Raw genomic sequence first — 24931 nt, 5'->3', positions numbered from 1 at the left:
GTCAGCGGTTGGCCGTGACGTGCCCGGTCAGCTTCTCCCAGTTGCCGGATCCGATGGCGGCCTTTTCCTCGTGGCTGAACGGCGCCTGCTCGAGGAACGAGCGGGCGACCCCGTTGGCGGTGTCGAGGAACGGGAATCCGCCGGGCCGGGTCCCGAATGTGTACGGGTAGTCGGTGGAGTACATCATCCGTTCGGTCCCGACGACCTCCGAGGTCCACCGCATGTAGCGCTCGCTGACCGTGCCGCTGCCGCACACCCAGAAGTTCTGCGTGAAGTAGTCGGCCAGCGGGCGTTCCAGCTTCGCGTTGTGCGCCAGGATCCCGGTGTGGTCCAAATAGAACAGGACGACCTCGCCCCAGTGTCCGGTGATCACCTGCAGCTCGGGGTGCCGGTCGAACACCCCGGAGAAGATCATCCGCAGGTACTGGACGCCCAGGTCGAAGTACCAGCCCAGCCCCGCCGTCGCGAGCCCCATGCCCGTACTGCGCGCCTTCCCGACTCCGTCGTCGAAGCCTGAGTAATACGCGTCGAGGACCGGCTTCACAGGGGTCTGCGGGTGGAAGTGCAGGGGAACTCCCAGTCGCGCGGCGGCCGCGTAGAGCTCGTCGAACTCCGGGGCGTCGGCGAGCTTGTCGCCGGTGCGCCCATAGAGCATCGCGCCGGGGAACCCGAGCTGGGTGACCGCACGCTCCAGTTCGGCCGCGGCGGCCTCGGGCGCCGCGGTGGGGATGGCGGCGAAGGCTTGGAAGCGGTCGGGCCGCCCGGCGACGATGTCGGCCAGCGTGTCGTTGGCCTCGCGGGCCTCGACGACGGCGTCTGCGGCGCTGAGGTTCTGCACGCCCGGCGAGGCCAGGGACAGGACCGCGACGTCGATGCCCTGGTCGTCCATATCGGCCAGGCGCTGCTCGCCGAAGTCCCGCAACCGCCGGGCGAACGGCTCGTCGCCGAACCCGAGCTGCGGAATCTGCGGCATCCCCGCCTTGGCCCACGCCTCGAGCAGCCCGGGCAGGGCGATGTGTTCCTCCAGAGCCATGATCTTGATCTTGTCTGGCATTGCGTACTCCTGTTGTCAGTGGTGTCCAAGCGCGTTCGGGCACGGATGGCCGATGACCTCCGGGCCTGACCCCTTGCCGAGGCGACTCGCGGTACGTGCTGCCGCGTACGCCGGTGCTCGCCGAATCCGCGGCCCGGACTGCTTGCCGGCTTGGGGCGCCAAGCGGCGCCCATCCGATGATGATTCCATCGGCAACACCAAGACGGTATCACTGATACTGGCACCGATCTGTCGCCGCGATATCATCGATTCATGCCTCGACGAACAAAGGACGACGTCACCCCCGGCCCCGGCGGGCGCGAGCTCACCCGCCGACGCGTGATCGAGGCCGCCGCGGACCTGCTCGGGCGCGAGGGTCGCGAGGCGGTCACCACCCGTGCGGTCGCGGCGGCGGCCGGTTTGCAGCCCCCGGCGATCTATCGCCACTTCGCCGACATGGACGAACTGCTCGATGCGGTCGCCGAGCATGGCTACGCCACGTTCCTGGCGGCCAAGCGCGCCGAGCCCAACCCCGGCGACCCGCTTGAGGACCTTCGCGCCGGCTGGGACCTTGCCGTCGAGTTCGGGCTCGCGAACCCCGCGCTGTACGCGATGATGTACGGCGAGCCCAGGCGCGGCACGACCTCTGCCGCTTTCCAGGCAGGCATGGAGATTCTGCTGGGCCGCATTCGCCGTCTCGCCGCGGCGGGCTGGCTACGCGTCGAGGAGCACCTCGCGGCCGCGATCATCCACGCGACCGCGCGCGGGGCCGTCCTCACCTGGCTGTCGATGTCCGACGATCAACGCGACCCGGCCCTGCTCACGTCCCTGCGGGAGGCCATGGTCACCGCCGTCACCAACCAGAAGCCCGACGTGCAGGACCCGGGCGCGGCCGGTGCGGCCCGGGCCCTGCGCGCCGCACTGCCCGAACAGACAGCCCTGAGCAGTGCAGAGCAGCACCTGCTCGACGAATGGCTCGGCCGTATCGCGGCCGACGGGTAACGGGTAGGCCACCGCAAGCCTGCGCGCCTTCTGGGAACATGAGTGTGATGTCGCTTCGCGGCAGGACATCGAGGGCTTTGAGAACTCGTTCGCGGCGGCGGGCCGAGTCGGTCCGCCGTCCGTCGGTCATGCTGGTCATCCGGTCTCTCCCGGTGAAGGTCGGGTGGGGACTGGCGGACGCGCGGCATGCCCAGGGAGACGCCGCGGCTGCGGCGGACCGGTGCGACTGCCTCGTGAATCTGGGCCCGGTCCTCGTCGGTGACCTCATCGAGGTCCTGGCGCACCCGCTGAACCAGGCGGCGGATACGGGCAATCTCGTCGTCCGAGGGTGTGGCCTCGGCCTTGGCCCAGGGGTCGGCGTTGGCGACGGCTTCCATCCCTGATCTTGCGTGGGTATCCCCGGTTTCAGCCGGGGAGGGAAACGCATCCCTGGGCAGCGGTGACCTCGGCGACGTCGCCCTCGGGGCCGAGACGGACGGCGTCCAGGAGCCGGCACCAGGACGTCCGGCCCGATTCGAGGGCGGCGACGAACGAGTACGGCCAACCGGGAATGAACTGGTCCGAGGACCGTCCGCTGCGGCCGTAGACATGGCAGAACAGGCGGTCCGCGCTGGTCGGCGCGTCGGGGCGGAGCCAGTTGCTGACGTCGACCGCCAGGACCAGGCGCCCGTCGGCGGCCTGCGGCATCGGCAGACCGGCCAACACCTGCCGCAGCCGGGGCACGTCCACGTTCCCGTGGTTCAACGCCTCGTACATCGCGCCGTGCCCGCGCCGGTGCTCGGCCACCAGCGTCAGGTCCACCGGCGACGTCAGTCGTACTGGACCGTTCCCCGGGCCAAGAGTGGCGGTGCCTGGTTCGCGAGACCGATCGGATGATCGCTGCGGCAGAATCAGATCCATGGCCACGTCAACTGTAGCGAGTGGCGATGCCTCGCCATGCTTTCAGCTTGTTGACCAGTCGCTCGACGGCGTTCCGCTCCTGGTAGAGGTCTGCGTCGTGGCCGACGGGCCGGCCGCCTCTGGAGCCCTTCTTCTTCCGGTTGGCGGCCTGGTCCTTCTTCTCCGGGATGACTGCCTTGATGCGGCGTTTCCGCAGGTGGGACCGGTTGCCGCGGGACGAGTAGGCCTTGTCCCCGGTGACGCGTCCGGCCGGGTGCGGGGGCGGCCTTACAGGCCCGCGGACCCGTATCTTCTTGAGTGCGGGGATGAACTGCGGGCTGTCTGCGGCCTGTCTGCGGCCTGTCCCGGGGTCAGGACGAACGCCAGCGGGAGCCGACGCCCCGGTCACGGACACCTGGGTAACGGTCACCGGGACGTGGGTGCCGAATGGGAACCTGGGGTCGGACGCGGCCTGGCCGCCCGTACTGGCCGCGGAGTCGGTGAAGAAGGCCGCGGAGCCGTCGAACCCGTACGAGAAACGGTGACCGTCGGCCGTAGCTGAACGATGGTGAAAGGATTCCACGGGTGCCGGACAAGGCAGGTCGTGGAATCCATGACGGAGACGGAACAGAGGGCCGCCGGGGATCAGCGGGCCCGCTTCGAGGCGCTGGCGCACGTCGTGGCCGAGCCGCTGCACCGCTATCTGCTGCGGCGCGCGGACCCCGACCAGGTCGACGACGTCCTCTCGGAGACGCTGCTCGTGCTGTGGCGCCGGATCGGGGACGTGCCGGGTCTGGGACCCGATCCCGTACCCCGTGAACGGCCGGACCCCGACGCCGTACTGCCCTGGTGCTACGGCGTGGCCCGCGGCTGCCTGGCCAACGCCCGCCGCTCGGACCGGCGTAGACGCTCACTCCTGGAACGCCTGACGTGGACGGCCCGCACACCTGCGGGGGACACGACCGACCCCGACCACACCGCCCTGCACGCGGCGCTCGCCCAACTCCGGGCGCTGGACCGGGAGGTGGTCCTGCTCTGGGCGTACGAGGAACTGCCCCCGAGCCGGATCGCCGAGGTGACCGGCCTCAGCGCGAACGCCGTGAGCATCCGGCTGCACCGCGCGAAAAAGAAACTGGCGGCCCAACTGGAACGAAAGACCGGCCCACACCCCGGACATGAGACGGACGAAGGACAAGAAACCGGAAACGGAAGGAGCAGTCGGTGAAAGACGACGAGTTGCTGGCCCAGTTGAAGGCCACGGACCCGGCACTGACCTCGAAGGCTCCGCGACCCGACGTCACCCGTCTTGTGGAGGCCACGATGAGTACGAGTACAAAGACAACCGCGACCACTAGCCCGGTACGAGGAGTGCCGCGCCGACGCCTCGTACTGGCCCTGGCGTTCACGGTCCTGCTGCTGGTGGGGGGCGGTGTCACCTGGGGCGTCGCGCGGGGCGGAGAGGGTGTGGCGGACAAGGCGGGGGCACGTTCGGCGGGAGTCGGCCGGGTGCCCCAGCTTCAGCCCCTGACCCTGACCCTCGCGGACGACGGCTCGGTGGCCGTGAAGTGCGTGGCGCCCACGCCCGACCACCTGCGCCGCCACGAACTCGCCTTCGAGGGCACGGTGACGGCCGAGGAGGGCGACCGCGTGGTTCTCCGGGTCGACCACTGGTACCGCCTCGACCCCAACCTGGCCAACCCTTCCGACGAGGTCCGCCTCAGCAGTGACAAGGGCAACTCGGAGGCTCCGGACTTCCCGCTCGGTGCCCATTACCTCGTCACCGCGGATGGCAACAGCGGCATCGTCCCGATCTGCGGCGGCACGACCGAGGCCACGGACGAGGCGAGGGCCATGTTCCGGGAGGCTTTCGAGAAGTAGCAGGAGAAGCAGCGAAGAGTGGTCGCTTCCTGTCAATTGGGGTCATTGGTCGCGGTACGGCATTGGGAGCGTATTGAGTCGTGATCAAGGAGTGGTTCGAGTGAGGTCCTTGATCCAGATCATTGAGGCTCGAAGGTGGAGGCCGGCGAGGTAGCTGGCAGGGGTCTTGTCGTAGCGAGTGGCGATGCCTCGCCATGCTTTCAGCTTGTTGATCAGTCGCTCGACGGTGTTCCGCTCCTTGTAAAGGTCTGCGTCGTGGCCGACGGGCCGGCCGCCTCTGAACCTCAGCCACTTGATACATACCGAGATCAAGACCCCGCAGGTGAGAGCGGTGCGGATCGCGCGATATGCACCGGCTGACGGGACATCCACATCGCCCGGCGGTGATCGCTGATGGCACATGCGAGGGAGGTGACGGCCTCCGGACGGTCACGGCGGATCGCCTCGCAATGGCTGGCGCGGACGCCGCGTTCGGCGGCGCGCTCCTGGAAGCGGCCGCTGACGATCGCGCCCAGCAGTGGCCGCTGAGCTGGCTGCGCGGCACGTACTTTCCGCTGGCCGTGGTCGACGCCGTCGCCCGGACCGCGCAGGGCCTGGTGATGGGCGGGAGCACCCGGGTCGCGGTGGAGCTCACCGAGGACCAGGCGGAGGCGGCCGGCCTTCCGCCCGGCCACGGCTACCAGGTCTCCGGGATGCTCCCCCGGGTCACCACACTCACCGTGCCGATCCGGCGGCTGCGCTCGGTGGAGACGCCTGTCTCCACCAGCCACCACGACGCGGCGTTCCGGGGCTTTCACTGATGTCCCGTCTCAAATGATCTGGTCTGTGAGTAGGGCTGTGAACTGCGGCGACCAGATCAATTGAGACGCCGGACCGCCGAAATTCTCAGGCGATCTGGTCTTGGATGTCTGGACGTCGGTTGTTGTCTCAGCTGATCTGGTTCGTCCGTGAACAGGGCACACAGCTCGATGTTGAGTCGGATGGGGCGTGTCGAGGGGCAGACGATCTCCGATGGCACGGAAGGCCGCCTTCGGGCCCTCACCGGCTCGCCGGGCAGGCGACTCTTGTTGGTGCCCTCGGCGCAACCTGGCCGGACCGCAGTCGTTGATGAGTGGAGCAAGCGCCGTCGGTGCTGGCCATCGGGGAGTGCTGGGAGGGTCCGTGTTCGATCCGGCAGGCAAGGGGTCCGGTCGTCCTGTGGTGCGCAGCGTGGTGGTGACGGGGGCGAACGGTGGTATCGGGACGGTCACCGCGCTGCGGCTGGCCCGGCGTGGTTTCGATGTGATCGGTACAGCGCGCAGCCAGGTGAAGGCGGATGTGCTGGTGGCTGCTGCGGCCGAGTTGGGGCTGGGCCTGCGGACGGTGGTGCTGGACGTGGCCGATCCGGTCTCGTGCGAGCGGGCGATGGCTCTGGTGGAGGAGATGACGGGGGGTGGCGCGTGGGCAGTGGTGAACAACGCCGGTGTGCCGCAGGCGGGTTCCCTGGAGGACGTGAGCGATGAGCAGGCCCGTCATCTGCTGGAGGTGAACGTCCTGGGTGTGATGCGGATCTGCCGGCTGGCGATGCCGGCGATGCGCCGCCGGGGTGCGGGGCGGATCGTAAACGTCTCCTCGGGCCTGGGGAGGGTGCCGTGGCCGCTGGGCGGCTGGTACAGCGCGAGCAAGCACGCGCTCAGCGCGCTCACCCACTGCCTGCGGGTGGAGAGCGCCCATGCCGGGGTGCGGGTGTGTCTGGTGGAACCGGGCGCGTTCGCGACCGCGATGCTGGACCGGGCGGTCGCCGACCTGTCCGCGGCCGGTGGTGGCGGCGCGGGCTATGAGCGCACACGGACCCTGTTCACCACAGTCAACGGGCGTGTTCCGGGTCCGGAACCGGTCGCCCGGGTGATCGAGCGATCCCTGTCCGCCCGCCGCCCCCGGGCCCGCTACACCGTCGGCCTCGACGCCCGCCTCCTGGTCCCGCTGCACACCGTGTCGCCCCTGTGGCTCACCGACTGGGTCAAGCACACCGCCAGTGGCCTGCCCCGCACCCGCAGCGGCCATGAAGCACACCTCCGCGACCCGGAACCCCAGCCCCGGGCCAGCGCGGGACGGGAGACGGCATGAACCTGCACAGCCGCATCACCCAGGTCGCCGTCCACCTGCCCCCTGGCCGTCAGACCTCACACGCCATCGAGGACCGGCTACGCCGCGACAGCCCCGCCTTGCGGATCCCCGACGGGCTGCTACGGCGGCTCTACGGACTTCAGGAACGCGTTGTCGCCGCCGCCGACGCCTTGCCCTCCGACCTGGCCGCACACGCCCTCACCCAGGCTCTGACACAAGCACGACTGGAGCCGGGCGACATAGACCTGCTGCTGTTCGCCGCCGTCAGCGCCGACGTCCAGGAGCCCGCCAACGCCCATATCGTGGCCGCCAAGACCGGCCTGATTTGCCCGGTCCTCGATGTCTCCAACGCCTGCAACAGCGTCCTGAACGCGCTGGAGGTCGCTGACGCCCTGATCCGCACCGGCGCCTACCGCCGCGTCGCCATCGCCTGCGGCGAGACCCTGAGCCGCCTCAGCCGCTGGTCGCTGACCTGCCCCGCCGAGCTGCGCACCGCGCTCGCCTCCCTGACCGGCGGGGACATGGGCGCGGCCCTGGTCGTGGAGGCCAGCGCGGAACCGGGGATCATCGCTTCCACGTTCCTGGCGAACTCGGCCGGCTGGCCCGCCGCAACCCTTTTCAACCCCTATCAGGTTCCGGGTGCGACATCAGGGCTGAACATCGATTCCGAACGGTTGCTGGCCTCCTTCCTCGGCCTGGACACCCGGGCCAAGCAGTGGCTCAAGCAGCGGGACGTCGACGCCGGCGGCCTGGACCTGGTCTGCGTCCACCAGCCCTCCGTCCCCTTCGTCCACACCTTCCGCGACCGCCTCGGCATCCACGCCGACAGCGTGCTGCCCACCTTCCACCGCACTGGCAACATGGCCGCCGCCACCATCCCCCTCCAACTGACCCTCGCCACGGAGCAGGGACGACTGCGCCCAGGCACGGACATCGCACTCTTCGGCCTGGCCAGCGGCGCAAGCGCCGGAGTCATGCTGATCAAGTGGTAACCCGGCCGGGTGCGCCGGTGAGTATGCGGATCGCCATGAATCGCCCGGAACGACCATCAGCGGGAAGGCCCAGCCAGGTCAAGTGAGAACGGACAGTTGAACCAGATCAATGGAGACGACGAGCAAATCGGACCAGGTCACCTGAGACAGAGACCAGATCGTTCGAGACGGGACAACTGACTCGGTGTTTGGTCTCACCGAAGATTGGCCGTTCTCATCGAACTTTGACCGCATCCTCGCCTGCGCCCTGTTGGCCCAGGAGGTACTTCTTGACCACAGCGGAAGTACGCAGACCGATCTCCGTCAGCCTGCAAGCAGGCTCTCAAGGGGCACCACAAATGGGTGAGTCCTCCGGGGTCTTGTTCCAGCTCTCTCGAAGATCGACCATGTGCACTCCGAGCGATACAGGTTTCCATGTAGAGGGGGCCAGCGCTCCCCCGCCGGTACGGGCCCAGCTCCTGCCGCCAGGGTCCTGGAACTCCAACCAGAGTGAAGACAGCTCTTCATCGGTGACCTGCACGAATGGCAACTGGTCGCGCAAGCTGGCGCGCAGGGAGCCCGTGGGGATCTTGATCTGCTTGCAAGGCTCGAGTGAACGCAAATCCCACCAAAGACGCCTACCCGGCAGGAAGAGGCGCATGTCCGCTGGGTGCGGGTTCCCGTTCATCACGACTACCGCGGACGGAGTTCGGTAGAAGTCAACCTGTTCAGCGAAAGCCTTCTGGCTCAGCTCGGCCGCTCGTTTCTCCTCCCTATCGGCGCGCTGCTCCGCTCTGACTCCCAGAATCAGCCCCGCGAGTGCGGCAATGACAGTGATCGCCGCACCCACTCCCCTGCCGATCTCCGCCCATGTGGGCGCAGGCGCTGTGGGGGCAGCAGGGACGTCGTCGGACTCTGCCGGATTTTGAGGTGCCGGGTCCGCAGGAGCATCACTGTCGGAACCAGTCGCGGGACCGGGATCACCGTCGTCGGGCACAGGCTGCCCCCCGCTATTCGCTTCAGCCATGCAACTGAGATTACAAGCGCAGTGTCCGTCCAGGGCCTCCTTCTCAACACGGGAGATTGGCGGTCCAACTTGAGTGGCAAACGGTCAAAGTTCGCTGTCACAGGACAGAGACACTAGGTCGGCGTGAGCGGAGCGTGTGTCCTGTCTCAGTCGTTTTCTCAAAGAACCGAGTCGTTCGGGCTTCTGTCTCAGCGAACCTAGCTGAATGAGTCCAATGGGTGTCGTTGCGGTCAGTGATCGTAGGCCGTGAGTGATCGCTTGATGGGCTGTCCAGTTTGGTCGTTGTGCCAGATCGCCGCTGTGAGTGCGAGGATCCGGCACAAGACCCGGACTGACACCCCTGCAGGGCTCTTGCCGCCGTGTCGTTCCAGATTGAGCTGCCCCTTGAAGGTCTGATTGATCGACTCGATGACCTGCCGCAGCGGTTTGAACAGGTGCGCCCGGCCGGCTCGGCTTCCCCCTTGCGGGCCGGCCGCAGCAACTTCAGGTGACGCTCGGCAAGGCCGTGCTCGAACTCGCGGCCGAAGTAGTTCTTGTCCCCGATGATCGTCTGCCCGGGGTGAACGGCGAGGACGTCTGGCGCGGTCTCGAGCATGTCGCGCAGCGTTTCGCGCTCGTCCGCCTTGGCCCCGGTGAGTGCGAACAGGACCGGCAGTCCGCCGAGTGTGCACACCAGGTGCAGACGCATCCCCCAGAAGTATCGCGAGTGTGATGCGCAGTAGCCGTACTGGGCCCAGCCTGCCAGGTCCGAGCCTTTGGCCGTCTCACGGGAGCAACCGCAACCGACCGGTGTGGAGTCGACCAGCCACACATCGTCGCTCCACACTGAGGTATCGCGGGCCACGATCCGGATCACCTTGGTGAGCAGTGAGGACGCGGCGCGCAGCCGCTTGTTGTAGCCGGACTGCTGGGGCACGTAGGGAAACAAGTGGCCGAAGTCCCGCCCGACGCGGCGAAGCCAGCGCCGCTCAGAGGTGTATCCGAGCAGCGCCGACATGACCGCGAGCGTGATCAGCTCGGCGTCACTGAGCGTGGGCGTGATTCCGACGGCAGGCCGCCACGGCGCCAGCCACGGCGAAGCCTTCAACTCGTCGTCAATCCGGGCGTAGAGTGCCGTTGCGAGGGTGTCCAGGTCGTTAGTCACACATCGACGTTGGACGCCCTCGTCTCATGTCCGCAGGCGATCCCCTGGACTCATTCAGGGATCCGGGGCGTGCCCACTGCGGTGACTATGCGTCACGGTCATTTCGCAGGGCCTGGATGAGCCAGGGGTACACCGGGATCAGGTTCGGTACTACCTGCCAGCCGTTGACGATCCACACCAGCCGCCAGTATCGGTCTACCCGGGGATCGTGCGCCTCGTCGAACTGCTGGGCCATCCAGTCCCGGAATTCCGTGTCAGGGGTGCGCGCGAGCACCTCGGCGAAGCGGTGCACGAGGTCGTCGATGACGGGTGCGCCCCTGTCGCTGAGCGGGTCGATGCCCGACTCCATGGCTTCGGCCACCTTCTGACGGGTGAATTCCATCAGTTCCTCGCCGGCATCGCATTCGATGTCGAGCGGGCGCCCGGCGGCCTGACGTACGGCCGTCCGGTGCATCCGAGCGCGGAAATCCTCGTCGCCGACCAGCTCGGCGAGCTCCACCCACGCGGCGACCTGCTCGCTGGTCGGATCATCGGGGAGGTCGGGAGTGGCGGCGCGAACCATGGCCACCGCGGTCGGGTCGGCATCCACTGTGCCGAAGGTGCCATCCATGAAATCGTCGATCAAACGTCGGCGTTCCTCGCCGGACAACTGCGTGAGCCTGTGCATGAGTGTGGTCTCCTCGGGACTGGACCCGCGTCTGGCCACGACTCGCAGAACGCTCCGACGCAGTTGCAGCATCCGGATCTGGACGTCCATGGCGTCGGCGTGCGCCGCGGCGACTTCCGCCACCGAGAGCTCGCGGTCCAGTACCCGTTGAATCGTGGCCAGGTCCATGCCCAGCTCGCGCAGTGTGCGCAGGAGTTCCAGACGAAACAGTGCGTCGAGGTCGTAGAGCCGATAGCCGGCGGGACTACGGGTGGTCGGCGCTACCACCCCCGAATCGGAGTAGAACCGGATGGTCCTCACAGACAAGCCGGTCCGCCGGGAAAGCTCCCCGATCGAGTAGAGGGTCGTAACGTCCATGTCCCCCACTCTGCTGTCTCCAGTCACTGGAGACTCAACACCATTGCCCAGCGGGCCCCGACCGAGACGTCCTCCGAGTTGCTGAAGCATGCCTCGCGTTCGCCAGGATGAAACAGGCACGCCTTGCACGCGCTGGGCGAGCGATGGCAGCGACATGCGACACCGCTCGCTGGCGGCCTACGGCTACGAGCCCTTGGACTCAATCATCTAGGGCACGTATCGAGTCGTGATCAATGGGTGGCCCGGGTGAGGTCTTTTATCCAGATCATCGAGGCGCGCAGGTGGAGGCCGGCGAGGTAGCTGTCTGGGATCTTGTCGTACCGGGTGGCGATGCCTCGCCAATCCTTGAGCTTGTTGATCAGGCGCTCGACCGTGTTCCTCTCCTTGAGAGGTCGGCATCGTGGTGTGGCACTCGCCGCGCACATGCAGCCGGTCGATCGATGCGTAGGTCGGATCAGTTGTGGGTGGTGGCCGGTGGGCCGGCGATGGCGGTGAGCCGGAGCTTGGTCTCGTCCTCGCTGCCGGGCACGGCGGTCATGATGACGATTTTGAGCTCGGAGTCGCCGTCGGCCAGGATGTCGCAGTCCACCGTGACCGGGCCCACTGACGGGTGGTCGATCGTCTTGTGGTCCTCGCGGTGTGCGGCCACCTCTCCGGTCGCCCATAGCTCGGCGAACCTCCTGTTGCCCGCGTTCAGGTCGCGGATCAGCGCGGCCAAGCGATTGTCCTGGGGGAAGCGGCCGGTGGCGCGGCGCAGGTCGGAGACGACGGCGGCGTCGGTGGCGTCGCGGTCCGCCTCGGTCACCGGCCACCGTGCGAGGTGGGCGGGGCCGGCGTTCACCGGGAACCTGTCGCGGGCGAAGTTGCGCAGGCGCTGCGGCGAGGCGGAGGGGTCGCCCAGCAGGGCGGCCCACCCACGGTTCCACCACACCAGTTGCCAGTCCGCCGCGAACACGGCAACCGCCACGTCCCCGAGGCGGGCGAGCACCCGCTGCACGCCGGGCGGAAGATGGTCAGAGATCGCGCCGCCCACCGGCGGTACGAGCTGGGCCAGCCGGTACAGGTGGTCCCGCTCGGCGGTGGACAGCTGCAGGGCGCGCGCCAGGGACGCCACCACCGACGCGGAGGGTGTCGTGGCCCGCCCCTGTTCCAGGCGCACGACGTAGTCGACCGATACCCCGGCCAGGTCAGCCAGTTCTTCGCGCCGCAGCCCGGCCGCCCGGCGCCCGCGGGCCGCCGGCAGCCCGGCGGCCGATGGGGGCAGCCGGTCCCGCCACGTGCGGATCATCGCGCCCAGTCCGGTTCCGGGTGTCGTCGACATGATCTCCATCCTCCGGCATCCCCGATCGTGTGTGCGGGCGCGAGGGTGGTACTGGTCTTCCTACCGTCGAAGCGTCCCTGGCCCGCCTCCGTCGTCGGGGCCAGTATCGAACGCATGACGATCACCTTCATCACCGGAGCCAACAAGGGTCTCGGCCGCGAGACCGCCCGCCGCCTGATCGAGAGTGGGCACACCGTGCTCGTCGGAGCCCGCAACCGCGAGCAGGGCGAAGAGACGGCCGCCGCGCTCGGTGCGCGCTACGTCCCCATCGACGTGACCGACGATGCGTCCGTGGCCGCCGCGGCCGCGAACGTCGCCGAACACGAGGGCGTGATCGACGTCCTGATCAACAACGCCGGTGTGCACGGCCCCGTCGGCGACCCCGGCGACCTCACCGCCGCCGACGCCCTCGCCGTCCTCGACGTCAACGTCATCGGCGTCGTCCGCACCACCACCGCGTTCTTGCCGCTGCTGCGCCGCTCGGACGACCCTGTGATCGTCAATGTCAGCAGCGGCATGGGCTCCCTCGCCCTCACCCACGACCCCGGCCGACCCGAGTCGCGCGTGATCGCGCCGCTGTACACCTCCTCGAAGGCGGCCCTGACGATGTTGACCACGCAGTATGCCAAGGGGCTCAAGGGCATCCGCGTCAACGCCGCCGACCCCGGCTACACCGCGACCGACCTCAACGGTCACAGCGGCCCCCAAACCGTCACCGAGGGCACGGACGCGATCGTCGCCCTTGCCACCGAGGAGCCCGGCGCCGGCACCGGACGCTTCGCCTCCCGCCATGGCGAGATCGCCTGGTCCTGAAACCGGCCGTGCCGGATCAGCCGTTTCAGGTGACGAGGAACCCACGAAGTCGTTGCAGCATTCGGGGTGGCTCCAGGGCACAGATCGCATCATGATCAATCTGCGGGAGTCGCCCTCGCGACGGGGCCCGGACCGGTAGATGTTCTTGCGTGACACGCGTGCAACTGACGGATGAGGAGTGGGAGTTCATCGGGCCGTACCTGCCGATCGGCGCGTATGGCCCGTACCCCGAGCGGCTACGGCAGCAGTTCGAAGGCGTGATCTGGCGGTTCAAGACCGGCGGGCAGTGGCGGGAGATGCCCCAGGAGTTCGGCGCCTGGTCGACCGTCCACAACCGCTTCGCGGAAGCCGCGAAGCGCGGCGAGGTGGACCTGTCCCTGGTCAGCATCGACTCCACCACCGCACGCGCTCACCACGACGCCGCCGGGATGCACCTGGACGAAGGCGTCATTACCGCCCTGGAGAAGGCCGCCGCCGAGGAGGGGAAGACCAGGTCAAAAGGGGCAGCTTCGAAGAACAAAACAGGCAGGACGCCGAGCCCAGTCCCGAACGGGAGGAGCGACGACGTATCCGGCGTCGGCGTGCCCTCCGGTTGAAGGCCGCTCTCCTCGGACGCTCCCGAGGCGGGCAGACAAGCGAGGTCCACCTCGCCGCCGACCGCAAGTGCCGCCCGCTGGCGTTCGTCCTGACCGCGGGCCAGGCCGCGGACAGCCCACAGTTCATCCCCGTGCTGGGAAAGATACGGGTCCGCGGCCCGGTCGGCCGCCCTCGCACCCGGCCGGCCGCCATTGCCGGGGACAAAGCCTACTCGTCCCGCTGCAACCGGGCCCACCTGCGCGGACGCGGCATCAAGGCAGTCATCCCCGAGAAGAGGGACCAGGCCGCCAACCGGAAGAAGAAGGGCTCCCGGGGCGGTCGGCCCGTCAGTCACGATGCCGATCTCTACGAGGAGAGGAACACGGTCGAGCGCCTGATCAACAAGCTCAAGGATTGGCGAGGCATCGCCACCCGGTACGACAAGATCCCAGACAGCTACCTCGCCGGCCTCCACCTGCGCGCCTCGATGATCTGGAAAAAAGACCTCACCCGGGCCACCCATTGATCACGACTCAATACGTGCCCTAGTCGCGCGGTTGAGCGTGCTGGGGGCGCTGGATGGCCGTAGCGGCTGGGGTGGATCAGGCGGGGCCCTACCCCGCTGCTGAGCCTGAGTACAGCCGGGTCGTGAGAGGCCCAGATGGGGGATCACACGGCGAGGGTGCCGCCGACGAAGCTACGTTCTGGCGGTGACGCCACGAGTTCGACCATGGTGCCGGCGCGGAGGTCATCGCCGACGACGCGCGTGATCGCGTCGGTGAGCCCGGTGCCGAGGCGCGCGGTGATCTGGGCGGCGTCGGGGCGGTCGAAGACGCCAGCACGGACGCCCAGGATCACCGAGGCATTTGTGTCCACGGCCTTGCCACCCTGCGCGAAACCGCCTGCGGCGACTCCGGCCAGGCGGACGCTTACGAGGTCGCGGGACCATTCGCCATAGACGTCGACGATAGCGTCGGTCAGTGCGGCGACGAGCATGGGTTCGTTCCCGGTCAGCCTGTTTTCTGGAAGGTGGACGGTCAGATGCGGCATAGTGGACCCTTTCCCTTTGAATACAAAGCCTTTGTTTTTAAAGGTATCTGGAGGAGGTCGCTGATGTCCACGGAATCGGACGGTCCAGCCGTCGATGAGGCCGTCCGCACCCTGCTGTTGCTCATGCCACGGCTCGTGGGCCGCGCCAAGCGCCTGCCCATACCTCCGGCGCTCCAGGGTCTGGACCTGGCACCTCGACACCTCGCACTGCTGGCCCACCTGGAGTACGACGGCCCCACCAGCATCAACGAGCTAGCCGCTCGACTGGAGGTGGCCCCGACGACTGTCAGCCTCATGGTCAGCGAGCTGTCACGGCCGGGCGTCCTGCAGCGCACTGCCGATCCCGCCGACCGCCGCCGCCGCATCATCGCCATCGCCCCCGCCTACGCCGCACCGATCGGCGAATGGCTTTCTGGCAGCGCCTCTGCCTGGGAATGCGTCATGCGCGGTCTCGACCCCGCGGAACGCGCCACAGTCATCACCGCCCTGCACGCCTACGAGGCCGCCTTGGAGCAGGCGGGCGACCAGCATCGGAACGCGCAGCTGCGTTGATACTCCATGTCCGCAACGGACTGACCATGCGAGTCCGTGACTACATGGACGGCTCAGGAGTCGCCAGCGCCAGGGCGTGACGGCCCGACCGGCACAGCGCCAGCCCGAACTGAGACCGGACAGCACTTAAGCCTGTTCGGTCCCAGTCCCCGAGATTTGTCTCAACGAACCAAGTCCCCGCGTCTCACCCAATCCAGTCCACGCAGGTCAGCTCAGGGATGGACGACTAACTTCATTGAGACAGGACATGTGCGAGCCGCCCTAGATCTTCGCGCACCACCGGGGCCCGGGGAGGTCGCGCTCACCAGGTGGGAGCAGCGGCGGGCCTGGGAACCGGGCAGGTCAGATGTCGCTCGCGAGTTTCGCCAGGAAGTCCGTGTTGGCCGCGACGTCGTGGCCGAGGATGACATGGCGGTGTGGGAGGACGGCGAGCCGGTCGGCGACCGCCACACGGGCCAGGCCGCTTCCGCCGCCGTCGATGCCGTGGGCCAGGCCGAAGTGGTCCGGGTAGCGGTCCTCCGTCGCACCGCTCATGAAGTCGTCCTCGCCGAGCGTCCGGTCGCCGTCGACCAGGGCCGGAACGGCGTCAGGGCGATCCGGGGGAACAGTAGCCCGGCCGCACAGCCGCCGGTCGCCAGCTCCATGCCGAACCAGTTGCTGAACTGGTCGGGGAAGACCTGCACCTACCTGACTCCCCGTTCCCTCCGCCGGACGATGCGCTGACAGGAAGCGGCAGGAAATCGGCGGGCGGTCAACCTCCTCCGGGCGCCGGAGGGTCCCGGACTTGCGGACAGGGAGGACCGCGCCGGGGCGAGAAAATGCTCAGGCGTCCGGGCGGCAGCGGCGGCGGTAGTAGCCGTAGGTCAAAGCCAGCACCAGGGGGCCCCACAGGGTCAGCAGGCCGCTGACCGTCATCGCCAGCATGTCCCAACCCGGGGCGTACGGGAAACCGGGCGAACCGTCGATGCGGAAGGCCGTGAAGACCCAGTTGACCATCAGCCCCAGGAGGAGGAGCCCGCCGACTGTGGCGGGAACGATCGCCGCGAAGGGCGGGATGCGGCGGCCACCCAGTTTCGGGACCCAATTGGGCACCACCTCTCCCCATCGGCGCACCAGCCCGAACCCGAGCAGCGCGAACGCCTCCGTCAGGAGACTGAGTCCGAAGACGTACGGGATGTGCCACCACGCCGACGGAGTGTTGTCCCCGCCCATCGCGTAGCCGAAGCCGATGGGCAGCCGCCAGAGACACACCGGCAGCCCCACCAGCGGAATGAGGCGGGCGACTCTCTCCGCCCACAGCGGGACGGGGCGCTCCGTCCCCCTACTCCCAACTGCCGTATAGCTTATGTTGGTTGACATACTCTCAGTGTTCCTGGTCTTCCCCTGCCGGGGATCAACCTGCAGGTTGACGTCACTACCCCGCTCGGTTGACGACATTTGCAGTCAGCTGAACGCAGGTGTTCCGGCCGGAACACCTGGACTGGTTCAACCAACTTGCCTGATGTGTCTCAGACGCCATCCGCTTATCGATCACGGGGCGGGCCTGGTCGAACCGGGTTCCTGATCGGGTGATCGCGCGAGTGAGGTTGATCCCGGGGAGTGGACACCGTGCTTCATGCGACGAGTGACAGCGTAGGTGTCGTGATCAGTTGTTGTTCAAACTCGGCTGGTGTGCGGCAGCCGAGCGCGGAGTGGCGGCGGCGCCGGTTGTAATAGGAAAGCCAGCGGAAACAGCGAGCAATGCTCATGACCTGTGGATCGGCCTCGGATTGGACGCGAAGGGCGTACCTTCCCGAGTGATCGACTTCTGGTCATCGAGTAGGCCGACGTTGCACCGTCGGTCGGGAAGGCACGCCCGTGCTGAGCGTAGTGAATGCCGATGGAACGACCGAGACCGGCTCCCTGATCGACGACATCGTCCGGGAGGGCGCAAGGCGGATGCTGGCCGCCGCACTGGAAGCTGAAGTCAACGCCTATATAGCCGAGTTGACCGATCAGCGGGATGAGCACGGGCGCCGTCTGGTGGTCCGCAACGGCTACCACCAGGCGAGGATGGTCACGAACGCGGCCGGGGCGGTCGAGGTGAAGGCCCCGCGGGTCAACGACAAGCGCGTCGATGAGTCCACCGGCGAACGCAAGAGATTCTCCTCGGCGAACCTGCCGCCGTGGTGCCGCAAGTCCTTGAAGATCAGCGAGGTGCTGCCCCTGCTCTATCTGCACGGCCTGTCCTCTGGCGACTTCGTGCCCGCCCTGGAGCAGTTCCTCGGTTCGACGGCCGGCCTCTCACCGGCGACGGTCACCCGCCTCACCCAGCAATGGCAGGCCGATCACGCCGCGTTCGGCGAGCGCGATCTGTCCGCCTGCGACTACGTTTATGTCTGGGCCGACGGCATCCACCTGCGCATACGCCTGCGCAGGGCGAAGTCTTGCGTGCTCGTGCTGATGGGCGTGCGCGCGGACGGCACCAAAGAGCTGATCGCCATGAACGACGGCTACCGCGAATCCGCCGACTCGTGGGCCGACCTGCTGCGGGACTGCGCACGCCGAGGCATGCGCGCTCCCGCCCTCGCCGTCGGAGACGGCGCACTCGGGTCCTGGAAAGCCCTGGCCGAGGTATTCCCCGAAACCCGGCATCAAAGGTGCTGGGTTCGCAATATCGCCAACGTCGCGAACGCCCTGCCGAAGTCCGCCCAGCCCGGCGCGAAGAAGGCCCTGCAGGAGATCTACAACGCCGAGGACCGCGATCACGCGCTCAAGGCCGTCGCCGGGTTCGCCAAGACCTACGGCGCGAAGTTCCCCAAGGCAGTCAAGAAGATCACCGACGACGCCGACGAGCTCCTGGCGTTCTACGACTTTCCCGCCGAGCGCTGGGTCCACCTGCGGACAACCAACCCGATCGAGTCGACTTTCGCCACTGTCCGTCTGCGGACCAAGATCACCCGGGGCGCCGGCAGTCCGGCCGCCGCCCTGGCCATGGATTTCAAGCTCGTCGAGTCCGCACAGCAGCGGTGGCGAGCCGTGAACGCTCCCCACCTCGTCGCCCTCGTCCGCGCCGGAGCCCGCTTCGAACGCGGCCTCCTGGTCGAGCGACCGACGGCCGCAGCGTGATGCAGGAAAGACGCCAGCAGGGGCGGTCTTGGTCGCGAAACAACCGCGGCTACGTTCTGCTCAAGGTGGACACTGTCGAGGACGACGCCTGGATGTCCCAGCCAGAAGCCGCCCGCCGCCTGAACGTCACACTCATCCGGGTTGGGATGCTCATCGCCAACCGCCGTCTGATACCGGCGGAGAACCCGGCCGGCCAAGCTGGAGTCACAACCGCCAGCGTTCAAGCCGAGGAAACATGGCGAGCGAACGCGAGCGGGCGGGCGAAGTTCGCCCGCCTCCTGAAGGACACGATCAACTGGTTCTGATCACTGATCCACAAGTCTTGACGATAGCTCCGGAACAGCTCGAGTCGGGTCTGTGCCTTTGAGGTCCAGCGGCGTCCGTGGAGCAATTCGCGCTTGAGGCCCTGGACGTAAGACTCGGCGAGGGCGTTGTCGTAGCTCGAGCCCACTCGGCCCATGCTGCGGCGGATGCCGTGGCGGCGGCAGACGTCGGCGAAGGCGGCCGCGCTGTATCGGGCGCCTCTGACGGTGTGGAAGACGACGCCGTGGGCCCGGCCGCCGCGGGCGGCCACGGCCATCTCGATCGCGTCGGTGACCAGCGAGGTGCGCATGTGGTCGGCGATCGACCAGATGTCGATCACCGTGGCGAGGTAGAGCCACGTCGAACCGACGGCTATGTAAGTGATGTCGCCGCACCACCTGGTGTTCAGAGCGTCCGCGGTGAAGTGGCGCATCACCAGGTCCGGCGCGGGCGCCGCGGTCCTGTCCGCGATCGTCGTCCGCTTCTTCTTCCGCAGGTGGCGGCCGACGATGTGATTGGTCCGCATCAGCCGGTGACGCGCTTGCGGTTGATCCTGTGCCCTCTCGCCCGCAGCTCGGTATGGACGCGCGGGGCGCCGTAGGCGCCACGGTGCTCGGCAAGGCCCTCAAACGCCAGTGCTACGGGCGGGCCAACTTCGACCTGCTCAGACTCCGGATACTGCTCACGCCTTGACCACGTCACGTGATCGCCGCCAGAGCCGAATTACGCGAACGTCCACACCTTCATCGAGGCGTCGGCATGAGAGACGCTCGCGCCGGCCCACATCGCCGAACTGTGCACTCACGCGCTCGGCCTCGGCTACCAGCACTCACGAACGGCCTCGGCGATCCGGTCGGCCGCCCACACCGCCCGGGACGGGGCGAGCCGGCCGTACCCGACGACGAGGGCAGGCGCCTGACGGCTGATCGTGTACCGGGCGAGCGGCACCACCGCGACGCCCAGCTCGCTCAGCCGTGCGACGACGGCATGCTCGTCGGTGCCCTGCGGCAACGGCACCGTCAGATGCAGACCGGCGGCGATGCCGTTGGCGCTGATCGCGACGTGCCTGGTCAGTGCGGCGACCAGAGCGTCCCGGCGGGCGCGGTACGCCTTACGGGCCCGCCGTAGATGCCGGTCGTAGCCGCCGGTCTCGACGAAATGCGCGAAGGTGAGCTGTTCCAGCGTGCTGGGGCCGCCGCCGGTCGCCTCCAGGGCCGAGAGCAGCGGCTTGCGCAGGCCGGCGGGCGGCACGAGCCAGCCGAGCCGCAAGCCGGGGTGCAACGTCTTGCTGACCGAACCCAGATAGGCGACATGTTCGCGCCCGAGACCGGCCAACGCGCCGACCGGCCTGCCGTCGTAACGGAACTCGGCGTCGTAGTCGTCCTCCACGATCAGACCAGAACTCTGCGCAGCCCAGGCCAGCAGGGCCCGACGACGGTCCGGCGACAGCACCGCGCCGGTAGGGAACTGGTGGGCCGGCGCGCAGACCAGCGCGCCGACATCCGCCCGGCGCACCGCCTCGACGTCGACACCCGACGAGTCCACGGCGACCGGCTCGATGCGCAAGCCCGCGGCGGCGGCCACCTCCCGCAGGCGGAACCAGCCGGGATCCTCAACCGCCACCCCGGAGTTCGCCCTGGTGCTCAGCACGCGCGCGACGGCGGCCATGCCATGCGAGGTGCCGCAGGTGATCAATACCTCCTCGCTCTCCACCGGGATGCCCCGAGCCCGCCTCAGGTAGGCGGCTACCACCTCGCGGAGGCGGGGTACTCCCTCTGCGGGCGGGAAGACCGGCGGCGACCAGTCGGCGACGGTGAGCACGTGCTGAAGGGACCGCATCCAGGCAGCGGCGGGGAATCCGTTGATGTCCGGGGCGCCGGGCCGAAGATCTGCCACACACGGCGGCGCTTCCGGAGCCGCGCTCCGCTTCGGTGCCGGCTCGCTCCGGGTGGCGGCGACCCGGGTGCCCGAACCCCGCCTGGTCTGCAGGTGTCCCTCGGCCGCGAGTTGGACGTACGCCTCGTTGACGACCCACCGGGAACAGCCGAGCTCCGCGGCGAGCGTACGACTGGACGGAAGGAGATGCCCGGGCCCGAGCCGGCCCTGCCCGATGGCGATCCTGATCGCGCCGGTGAGGCGCTCGTGCATCGGGCGACCGTCGTCGGGGAGCTCGACGAGCAGGCCGGTGGCGCGATTGGTCCGGTCAGCAGACACGCGAGTGGACTGTACACCCGGACCGGTTCTTTCTAGCGTCAGTGTTCGCAAGCCCGGCGTTCATGCCAGGCCAGGAACCAGGAGCAACAACTGATGTCATCCGTGAATCACGAGAGCCTCACCGTCGTCGCCCGGCTGCGGGCGAGAGCCGGACGGGAACAGGAACTTCGGGAAGCGTTGACTGCGCTCGTGCCGCACACGTTGAGCGAACCCGGCTGCATCAGCTACGACCTGCACGTCGACGTGAACGACCCGGCCTCGTTCCACTTCCACGAGGTGTGGCGCAGTCGGCAGGACCACGCTGCCAACCTGGAAAAGCCGCACCTCCAGGAGTTCCTCGCCCGCTCGGACGACCTCCTCGACGGCGGCGTCCAAGCGGTTTTCATGCGACGTCTGGCACCCGTACCCACGGCTGCCTGATCATCGACAACGCGGCTCGTTTCGGCGCGGCCCGGCTGTCGGCACGGCAAAGACGCCGACCCGCTTAGCTGACTCTGTCGGGGATCTTGGAGCTTTCCGGTGCGCATGCATGATCAGCTGGCATGCTCGGGGCTGTTTCGAAGACCGATGCGCCATAAGGCCCCCAGCGGCAGAAGCACAATCCGCCGTCCCAACCCAAGCCCCGCAGTGAGAAGCTGTTGCTCTATCGATCTTGGTGGGCGTGAGTTCGAGGTCGTCGACTCGGTCGGGTGATCTCGTGGCCGACCGGGCATGAAAGCGGGGCCTCCCGCACAGCTCGAGGGTGTCGAATCCAAACGAGCAGCAGGAGGCCCCTGGTGCTGCAGTCTTCCGTGCCGGCGTCGATGGCGTTCAACTCGGCGTCCCCGTCGTGTGATTGTCTCGCTCACTCACCGGTTCGGGAACGCTGCGGACCGGCCGTACAGGCGACCGAAGCATCTGTCCGACATGAGCGACGCGGAGTGGGCCGTCGTACGTGACGCGATGCCGGTTCCCGGCTGGCTCGAGGGCCGCGGCGGGCAGCCGGAGAGCTATTGCCACCGGCAGATGGTCGATGCGGTGCGCTATCTGGTCGCGGGCGGTATCACCTGGCGGGCGATGCCTGCGGACTTCCCCGCGTGGGACCGCGTCTACGCCTTCTTCCGGCGCTGGCGGGAAAAGGGCCTGACCGCCGAGTTCCACGACCGGCTGCGCGACCGGGTCCGCCGGGCCGCGGGCCGGGACCCGGAGCCGACGGCCGGCATCATCGATGCGCAGTCGGTGAAGGCAGCCGCGTCGGTGCCGGGCTCGACCAGGGGCTTCGACGCCGGGAAGAAGGTCAACGGCCGCAAGCGGCACATCGTGGTGGACACCCTCGGACTGCTGCTGGCCGTGATGGTGACCGCGGCCTCGGTCACTGCCCGGGACGCAGGGCAGACACTCCTGGCCCGGCTGCGTGAACGGCACTGGCGCGTCACGCGGGTGTGGGCCGACGGCGGCTACACCGGGCGCCTGGGCGACCTCGCCCGCGACGCCTGGCGGATCGCGCTGACCGTGGTCAGACGCAGCGACGACACCAGCGGTTTCACCGTGCTGCCGAAGAGGTGGCTGGTGGAGCGCACGTTCGCGTGGCTGATGCACCCACGCCGACTGGCCCGCGACTACTAGACGCACACCGACACCTCGGAGGCAGTGATCAAGTGGGCGATGAGCACGGTCATGAGCCGCCGCCTCGCCCGACGGGCACGCTGAACAGCCCCGGACGTTCCTCCGCCAGCCAGCCCCGCGCGGCCGGCCGCTTGGCCTTCGACCGCACCCCTTCCACCTTCGCCGGGACCGGCTCCAGCCCGAGGCCGGCCGCGAGTTGACGACAGTCCGTCGCCTCCCCGCGCATCCCGTTCCCGCCGGCCAGCACGTCCATGATCCGCTGGTAGTCCGGCGCAAGAACCGCCGGGGCGAGCCCTTCCTCCCAGTGAGGCACCACTGAGCCGGGCACCGCCTGCCTGACCTGCACCGGCCGTTCGCCGGCCACCACGACCGGCACCACGTCCTCACCGCCGCGAGGCTCCGCCAGAACCTCACCCACCGTCTCACGGGCAATCACGAACCGCTCCCGCACCGCCTCCGCTTCCCGCAGCTCGGCCTGGAGAGCATCCACCCGCTGCCGAGCGACGCGTTCACGGCACCTCCACCGAAGAGACGACACAACAACCCGTCCCTCCCGCCGAAACACCACCCCTACACCTGACCAGCGGAAAAACAACGGAGTCCACGGCGCACCTGATTGCCGGGGCCCTGGTGCGCGGGGTGGCGGCTGGGCAGGCTAGTTTGCTCGGATGAGTCTCCTTGATGATGTAGCTGAGCGCGACGGCTGGCGCTGCTGGGTGTGCGACGAACCGGTCGACCCCGACAAGTCGGTGAACGACCCGCAGGGACCCAGCGTTGACAGCCGGACCGCCGACCGAAAGGCCAAGGTCGCCGAGCGGCTCGCGCACCGCGGGTGCAACACCCGCAAGGGCGCGGTCAAGGTGGTCATCGCCTGGCCGGACCGCCTGTACGTGGCCGAACCCGCGCCGCTGATCACCGTTGCCGCGAGACTGGAGCGCAAGGGGGGCCGCGAGATGGTGGGCCGTTGTCCGACCAGGCAGGACGCCCAAGAAGCGGCGGATTGGCTGGTGGACCGGTTCTCCCGACTGGTACCGGGGCTGCCGGTGACCGCCAGCATCGAGGCGGGCGGCGGCCAGTTCCTCGTCATCCTGGCAACCAGCCGCCGCTGACCGGGGATCACCGTACAACCCGGTCGAAGGTCGAGTTGTACGCCGCGATCCGCCGCGATCACCTGCTGGGGATGTCGATGCGGTCGCTTCAGCGTGTGCACAACGTGACGCGGCGGACGATGCGGCGGGCGCTGGGTGGGCAGTGGCCGGAGTCGCGGAAGCCGCCCCGAAGTCGAGACTCGATCCATAGGACCCGACCAGAACGAATGCCACCACAAGTGCCCTGGAAGACCGCGCTGAACGCCTTCGACATCACCTTCAACGGCCGCCTCTCAGCAGCCCATCACCGGCCCTAACTACCCCAGATACACGCTCGTTTGACAGACCCGCGCGCGGAAGGCGAGACGACTGATCAGGCAGAGGCGAAAGCCTCCTCGGGGGCGTCGTCGAGGACGAATCCGTTGTCGAGCCGGACGCGGACCGTGACGCGGAGCATCCGTCGCTGGTAGGCGGCCCACTGCTCTTCCAAGGCCCCCACCTGCTCCTCCAGTTGCTTTCTGCTCTCCGGCGGCATCTGGTGGCCGAAGTCGTCGAGGAGCGACTTGAGGCGCAGATACTCACGGACCTCGTGGCTCTGCTGCCGGTGATGCTCGTCCACACGCTCGACAGTGCCCTCGATACCTGCTGCCAGGGCTACAGAGGCGGCGAAGGCACCCGTCTCCTCCGGGGGCTCCTCGGCTGGGGTCACCGACCCGGCCAACCGGAGGTCCGCCGCCAGCCGCACCCGTTGGCCCACGTTCAGCATCATCGATCCTTCGTCTTCCTCGTCGGTGCGATCCGGTAGACGTGGCGCCGCCAGGCGTACCGGAGAGGACAGGATCATCCCACCCTCGCTTCCGGTCCCGACACGATCGAAGCTCCTCGTCGACCAACGCCCGCACACCGCGCGACGGGCAAACAGGAGCCGAGACGGTCTGCCGAACCTGGCGAGGTTCGCGGCACCGGGCCGGTCGCACTCCCGGAGCACGATGCGGCGGAGGTTGTCCCGGCCCGACCAGGGCCAGGCCGCGGCCGAACCGCTCGCGCAGGCCGGCTGCGAGGGACGACTTCCCTGAGGCGCTGTTGGCGCGGACCACGACCAGCCGGGTTTCTTGGGTGCCCACCATCACGGCCCTCACGTCTACTTCTTCTTTGGCGCCCCGGACACGCGCAGCACCTACGCCCTGGACAGAACGGCACCCACGCCGGCCGCGGCCGCTCCGGAGCGAGCGGAGCG

Annotated in this window: 22 protein-coding genes and 8 pseudogenes; 14 read left to right on the top strand and 16 right to left on the bottom strand. The window is 68.3% G+C overall.

Going from position 1 to position 24931, the window contains the following annotated elements; genetic code table 11:
* Nucleotide 1 precedes the first annotated feature (1 nt).
* The gene (locus ACFWBB_RS20240; RefSeq protein WP_385273962.1) at nt 2-1054 is read right to left on the bottom strand and encodes an amidohydrolase family protein; all 1053 of its coding nucleotides are present in this window, start codon (nt 1052-1054) and stop codon (nt 2-4) included.
* 252 nt (nt 1055-1306) lie between these two features.
* Between ACFWBB_RS20240 and ACFWBB_RS20235 the strand changes: the two genes are divergently transcribed.
* Nucleotides 1307-2035, top strand: a complete 729-nt coding sequence (locus ACFWBB_RS20235; RefSeq protein ID WP_385273959.1) for a TetR/AcrR family transcriptional regulator — start codon at nt 1307-1309, stop codon at nt 2033-2035.
* A 429-nt stretch (nt 2036-2464) separates the two neighbouring features.
* Here the strand turns inward: ACFWBB_RS20235 and ACFWBB_RS20230 are convergent.
* A pseudogene (locus ACFWBB_RS20230) lies at nt 2465-2863 on the bottom strand (transposase); the annotation flags it as partial.
* A gap of 85 nt (nt 2864-2948) precedes the next feature.
* Nucleotides 2949-3266, bottom strand: a pseudogene (locus tag ACFWBB_RS20225) (transposase); the annotation flags it as partial.
* Between the two features lie 261 nt (nt 3267-3527).
* Here ACFWBB_RS20225 and ACFWBB_RS20220 point away from each other — a divergent pair.
* A complete protein-coding gene (locus tag ACFWBB_RS20220) occupies nt 3528-4139 on the top strand; it encodes an RNA polymerase sigma factor (RefSeq protein WP_384120808.1) in 612 nt (203 codons plus the stop codon).
* A complete protein-coding gene (locus tag ACFWBB_RS20215; RefSeq protein WP_385273955.1) occupies nt 4136-4792 on the top strand; it encodes a hypothetical protein in 657 nt (218 codons plus the stop codon). Before ACFWBB_RS20220 ends, ACFWBB_RS20215 begins: the two co-directional genes overlap by 4 nt.
* A gap of 84 nt (nt 4793-4876) precedes the next feature.
* On the opposite strand, the pseudogene ACFWBB_RS20210 reads toward ACFWBB_RS20215, so the two are convergent.
* Nucleotides 4877-5071: pseudogene (locus ACFWBB_RS20210) on the bottom strand (hypothetical protein); the annotation flags it as partial.
* Between the two features lie 170 nt (nt 5072-5241).
* On the opposite strand from ACFWBB_RS20210, the gene ACFWBB_RS20205 reads away from it, so the two are divergent.
* The 3 genes from ACFWBB_RS20205 to ACFWBB_RS20195 all read left to right on the top strand — a co-directional run bounded on the left by ACFWBB_RS20205 (nt 5242) and on the right by ACFWBB_RS20195 (nt 7890).
* Nucleotides 5242-5592 (top strand): hypothetical protein, encoded by a 351-nt coding sequence (locus ACFWBB_RS20205; protein ID WP_385273952.1) that lies wholly within the window; start codon nt 5242-5244, stop codon nt 5590-5592.
* Between the two features lie 361 nt (nt 5593-5953).
* Nucleotides 5954-6898: an SDR family oxidoreductase gene (locus tag ACFWBB_RS20200; protein WP_385273949.1), complete on the top strand. Its 945-nt coding sequence runs from the start codon at nt 5954-5956 to the stop codon at nt 6896-6898.
* On the top strand, nt 6895-7890 hold the full coding sequence (locus ACFWBB_RS20195; RefSeq protein WP_385273946.1) for a 3-oxoacyl-ACP synthase III family protein: 996 nt from the start codon (nt 6895-6897) through the stop codon (nt 7888-7890). The genes ACFWBB_RS20200 and ACFWBB_RS20195 overlap by 4 nt, the downstream gene beginning before the upstream one ends.
* A gap of 322 nt (nt 7891-8212) precedes the next feature.
* Here the strand turns inward: ACFWBB_RS20195 and ACFWBB_RS20190 are convergent, their stop codons facing one another.
* The 4 genes and pseudogenes from ACFWBB_RS20190 to ACFWBB_RS20175 form a co-directional block, all read right to left on the bottom strand.
* The gene (locus tag ACFWBB_RS20190) at nt 8213-8719 is read right to left on the bottom strand and encodes a hypothetical protein (protein ID WP_385273943.1); all 507 of its coding nucleotides are present in this window, start codon (nt 8717-8719) and stop codon (nt 8213-8215) included.
* A gap of 407 nt (nt 8720-9126) precedes the next feature.
* Nucleotides 9127-10040, bottom strand: a pseudogene (locus ACFWBB_RS20185) (IS982 family transposase).
* Between the two features lie 85 nt (nt 10041-10125).
* Entirely contained in the window at nt 10126-11064 is a 939-nt protein-coding gene (locus ACFWBB_RS20180; protein WP_385273940.1) for a MerR family transcriptional regulator, read from the bottom strand.
* A 454-nt stretch (nt 11065-11518) separates the two neighbouring features.
* A complete protein-coding gene (locus tag ACFWBB_RS20175; protein ID WP_385273937.1) occupies nt 11519-12394 on the bottom strand; it encodes a helix-turn-helix transcriptional regulator in 876 nt (291 codons plus the stop codon).
* 105 nt (nt 12395-12499) lie between these two features.
* Here ACFWBB_RS20175 and ACFWBB_RS20170 point away from each other — a divergent pair, with 105 nt between their 5' ends.
* Nucleotides 12500-13198 (top strand): SDR family NAD(P)-dependent oxidoreductase, encoded by a 699-nt coding sequence (locus ACFWBB_RS20170; RefSeq protein ID WP_385273934.1) that lies wholly within the window; start codon nt 12500-12502, stop codon nt 13196-13198.
* 149 nt (nt 13199-13347) lie between these two features.
* A pseudogene (locus ACFWBB_RS20165) lies at nt 13348-14300 on the top strand (IS5 family transposase).
* 143 nt (nt 14301-14443) lie between these two features.
* Here the strand turns inward: ACFWBB_RS20165 and ACFWBB_RS20160 are convergent.
* Complete coding sequence (locus tag ACFWBB_RS20160; RefSeq protein ID WP_385273930.1) at nt 14444-14824, bottom strand: 4-oxalocrotonate tautomerase family protein; 381 nt, start codon at nt 14822-14824, stop codon at nt 14444-14446.
* 63 nt (nt 14825-14887) lie between these two features.
* On the opposite strand from ACFWBB_RS20160, the gene ACFWBB_RS20155 reads away from it, so the two are divergent.
* Nucleotides 14888-15376, top strand: a complete 489-nt coding sequence (locus ACFWBB_RS20155) for a MarR family winged helix-turn-helix transcriptional regulator (RefSeq protein WP_385273927.1) — start codon at nt 14888-14890, stop codon at nt 15374-15376.
* Between the two features lie 342 nt (nt 15377-15718).
* Here the strand turns inward: ACFWBB_RS20155 and ACFWBB_RS20150 are convergent.
* Together ACFWBB_RS20150 and ACFWBB_RS20145 are read right to left on the bottom strand one after the other, a co-directional pair.
* Nucleotides 15719-16059 (bottom strand): annotated as a pseudogene (locus ACFWBB_RS20150) (hypothetical protein); the annotation flags it as partial.
* Nucleotides 16060-16198: 139 nt separating this feature from the next.
* Entirely contained in the window at nt 16199-16735 is a 537-nt protein-coding gene (locus ACFWBB_RS20145; RefSeq protein ID WP_385273924.1) for a hypothetical protein, read from the bottom strand.
* A 498-nt stretch (nt 16736-17233) separates the two neighbouring features.
* On the opposite strand from ACFWBB_RS20145, the gene ACFWBB_RS20140 reads away from it, so the two are divergent.
* Nucleotides 17234-18484 (top strand): IS256 family transposase, encoded by a 1251-nt coding sequence (locus tag ACFWBB_RS20140; protein WP_385273921.1) that lies wholly within the window; start codon nt 17234-17236, stop codon nt 18482-18484.
* Nucleotides 18485-18779: 295 nt separating this feature from the next.
* Here the strand turns inward: ACFWBB_RS20140 and ACFWBB_RS20135 are convergent.
* A pseudogene (locus tag ACFWBB_RS20135) lies at nt 18780-19402 on the bottom strand (IS3 family transposase); the annotation flags it as partial.
* Here ACFWBB_RS20135 and ACFWBB_RS20130 point away from each other — a divergent pair.
* Nucleotides 19343-19480, top strand: coding sequence for a hypothetical protein (locus ACFWBB_RS20130; RefSeq protein WP_385274069.1), 138 nt, complete (start codon nt 19343-19345; stop codon nt 19478-19480). The pseudogene ACFWBB_RS20135 and the gene ACFWBB_RS20130 overlap by 60 nt on opposite strands.
* A 126-nt stretch (nt 19481-19606) precedes the next feature.
* On the opposite strand, the gene ACFWBB_RS20125 is transcribed toward ACFWBB_RS20130, so the two are convergent.
* Nucleotides 19607-21001 (bottom strand): PLP-dependent aminotransferase family protein, encoded by a 1395-nt coding sequence (locus tag ACFWBB_RS20125; protein ID WP_385273918.1) that lies wholly within the window; start codon nt 20999-21001, stop codon nt 19607-19609.
* A 93-nt stretch (nt 21002-21094) separates the two neighbouring features.
* On the opposite strand from ACFWBB_RS20125, the gene ACFWBB_RS20120 reads away from it, so the two are divergent.
* Both ACFWBB_RS20120 and ACFWBB_RS20115 read left to right on the top strand, forming a co-directional pair.
* Nucleotides 21095-21421: a putative quinol monooxygenase gene (locus tag ACFWBB_RS20120; RefSeq protein WP_385273915.1), complete on the top strand. Its 327-nt coding sequence runs from the start codon at nt 21095-21097 to the stop codon at nt 21419-21421.
* A 486-nt stretch (nt 21422-21907) separates the two neighbouring features.
* Nucleotides 21908-22606: an IS5 family transposase gene (locus ACFWBB_RS20115; RefSeq protein WP_385273912.1), complete on the top strand. Its 699-nt coding sequence runs from the start codon at nt 21908-21910 to the stop codon at nt 22604-22606.
* A gap of 49 nt (nt 22607-22655) precedes the next feature.
* On the opposite strand, the gene ACFWBB_RS20110 is transcribed toward ACFWBB_RS20115, so the two are convergent.
* Nucleotides 22656-23096 carry a hypothetical protein gene (locus ACFWBB_RS20110; protein ID WP_385273909.1) on the bottom strand — a complete coding sequence of 147 codons (441 nt, stop codon included), beginning with the start codon at nt 23094-23096 and terminating at the stop codon, nt 22656-22658.
* Between the two features lie 178 nt (nt 23097-23274).
* On the opposite strand from ACFWBB_RS20110, the gene ACFWBB_RS20105 reads away from it, so the two are divergent.
* Entirely contained in the window at nt 23275-23715 is a 441-nt protein-coding gene (locus tag ACFWBB_RS20105; protein ID WP_385273906.1) for a hypothetical protein, read from the top strand.
* Nucleotides 23716-24067: 352 nt separating this feature from the next.
* Here the strand turns inward: ACFWBB_RS20105 and ACFWBB_RS20100 are convergent, their stop codons facing one another.
* Both ACFWBB_RS20100 and ACFWBB_RS20095 read right to left on the bottom strand, forming a co-directional pair.
* Nucleotides 24068-24463, bottom strand: coding sequence for a hypothetical protein (locus tag ACFWBB_RS20100; RefSeq protein ID WP_385274052.1), 396 nt, complete (start codon nt 24461-24463; stop codon nt 24068-24070).
* 180 nt (nt 24464-24643) lie between these two features.
* A pseudogene (locus ACFWBB_RS20095) lies at nt 24644-24821 on the bottom strand (kinase); the annotation flags it as partial.
* Between the last annotated feature and the right edge of the window lie 110 nt (nt 24822-24931).

Source organism: Streptomyces sp. NPDC060000 (genome assembly GCF_042737375.1).
In the GTDB taxonomy this organism is placed as follows: domain Bacteria; phylum Actinomycetota; class Actinomycetes; order Streptomycetales; family Streptomycetaceae; genus Streptomyces.
This window is presented reverse-complemented; position numbering and strand designations above follow the sequence as displayed.

What these genes read in the sequence shown, in the direction of transcription:
- ACFWBB_RS20220 (WP_384120808.1), top strand. Translation starts at nt 3,528, where the DNA reads ATGACGGAGACGGAACAGAGGGCCGCCGGGGATCAGCGGGCCCGCTTC.
- ACFWBB_RS20195 (WP_385273946.1), top strand. Translation starts at nt 6,895, where the DNA reads ATGAACCTGCACAGCCGCATCACCCAGGTCGCCGTCCACCTGCCCCCT.
- ACFWBB_RS20115 (WP_385273912.1), top strand. Translation starts at nt 21,908, where the DNA reads ATGAGCGACGCGGAGTGGGCCGTCGTACGTGACGCGATGCCGGTTCCC.
- ACFWBB_RS20155 (WP_385273927.1), top strand. Translation starts at nt 14,888, where the DNA reads ATGTCCACGGAATCGGACGGTCCAGCCGTCGATGAGGCCGTCCGCACC.
- ACFWBB_RS20240 (WP_385273962.1), bottom strand. Translation starts at nt 1,054, where the DNA reads ATGCCAGACAAGATCAAGATCATGGCTCTGGAGGAACACATCGCCCTG.
- ACFWBB_RS20180 (WP_385273940.1), bottom strand. Translation starts at nt 11,064, where the DNA reads ATGGACGTTACGACCCTCTACTCGATCGGGGAGCTTTCCCGGCGGACC.
- ACFWBB_RS20105 (WP_385273906.1), top strand. Translation starts at nt 23,275, where the DNA reads ATGAGTCTCCTTGATGATGTAGCTGAGCGCGACGGCTGGCGCTGCTGG.
- ACFWBB_RS20160 (WP_385273930.1), bottom strand. Translation starts at nt 14,824, where the DNA reads ATGCCGCATCTGACCGTCCACCTTCCAGAAAACAGGCTGACCGGGAAC.
- ACFWBB_RS20145 (WP_385273924.1), bottom strand. Translation starts at nt 16,735, where the DNA reads ATGTCAACCAACATAAGCTATACGGCAGTTGGGAGTAGGGGGACGGAG.
- ACFWBB_RS20235 (WP_385273959.1), top strand. Translation starts at nt 1,307, where the DNA reads ATGCCTCGACGAACAAAGGACGACGTCACCCCCGGCCCCGGCGGGCGC.
- ACFWBB_RS20175 (WP_385273937.1), bottom strand. Translation starts at nt 12,394, where the DNA reads ATGGAGATCATGTCGACGACACCCGGAACCGGACTGGGCGCGATGATC.
- ACFWBB_RS20120 (WP_385273915.1), top strand. Translation starts at nt 21,095, where the DNA reads ATGTCATCCGTGAATCACGAGAGCCTCACCGTCGTCGCCCGGCTGCGG.
- ACFWBB_RS20205 (WP_385273952.1), top strand. Translation starts at nt 5,242, where the DNA reads ATGGCTGGCGCGGACGCCGCGTTCGGCGGCGCGCTCCTGGAAGCGGCC.
- ACFWBB_RS20170 (WP_385273934.1), top strand. Translation starts at nt 12,500, where the DNA reads ATGACGATCACCTTCATCACCGGAGCCAACAAGGGTCTCGGCCGCGAG.
- ACFWBB_RS20100 (WP_385274052.1), bottom strand. Translation starts at nt 24,463, where the DNA reads ATGATGCTGAACGTGGGCCAACGGGTGCGGCTGGCGGCGGACCTCCGG.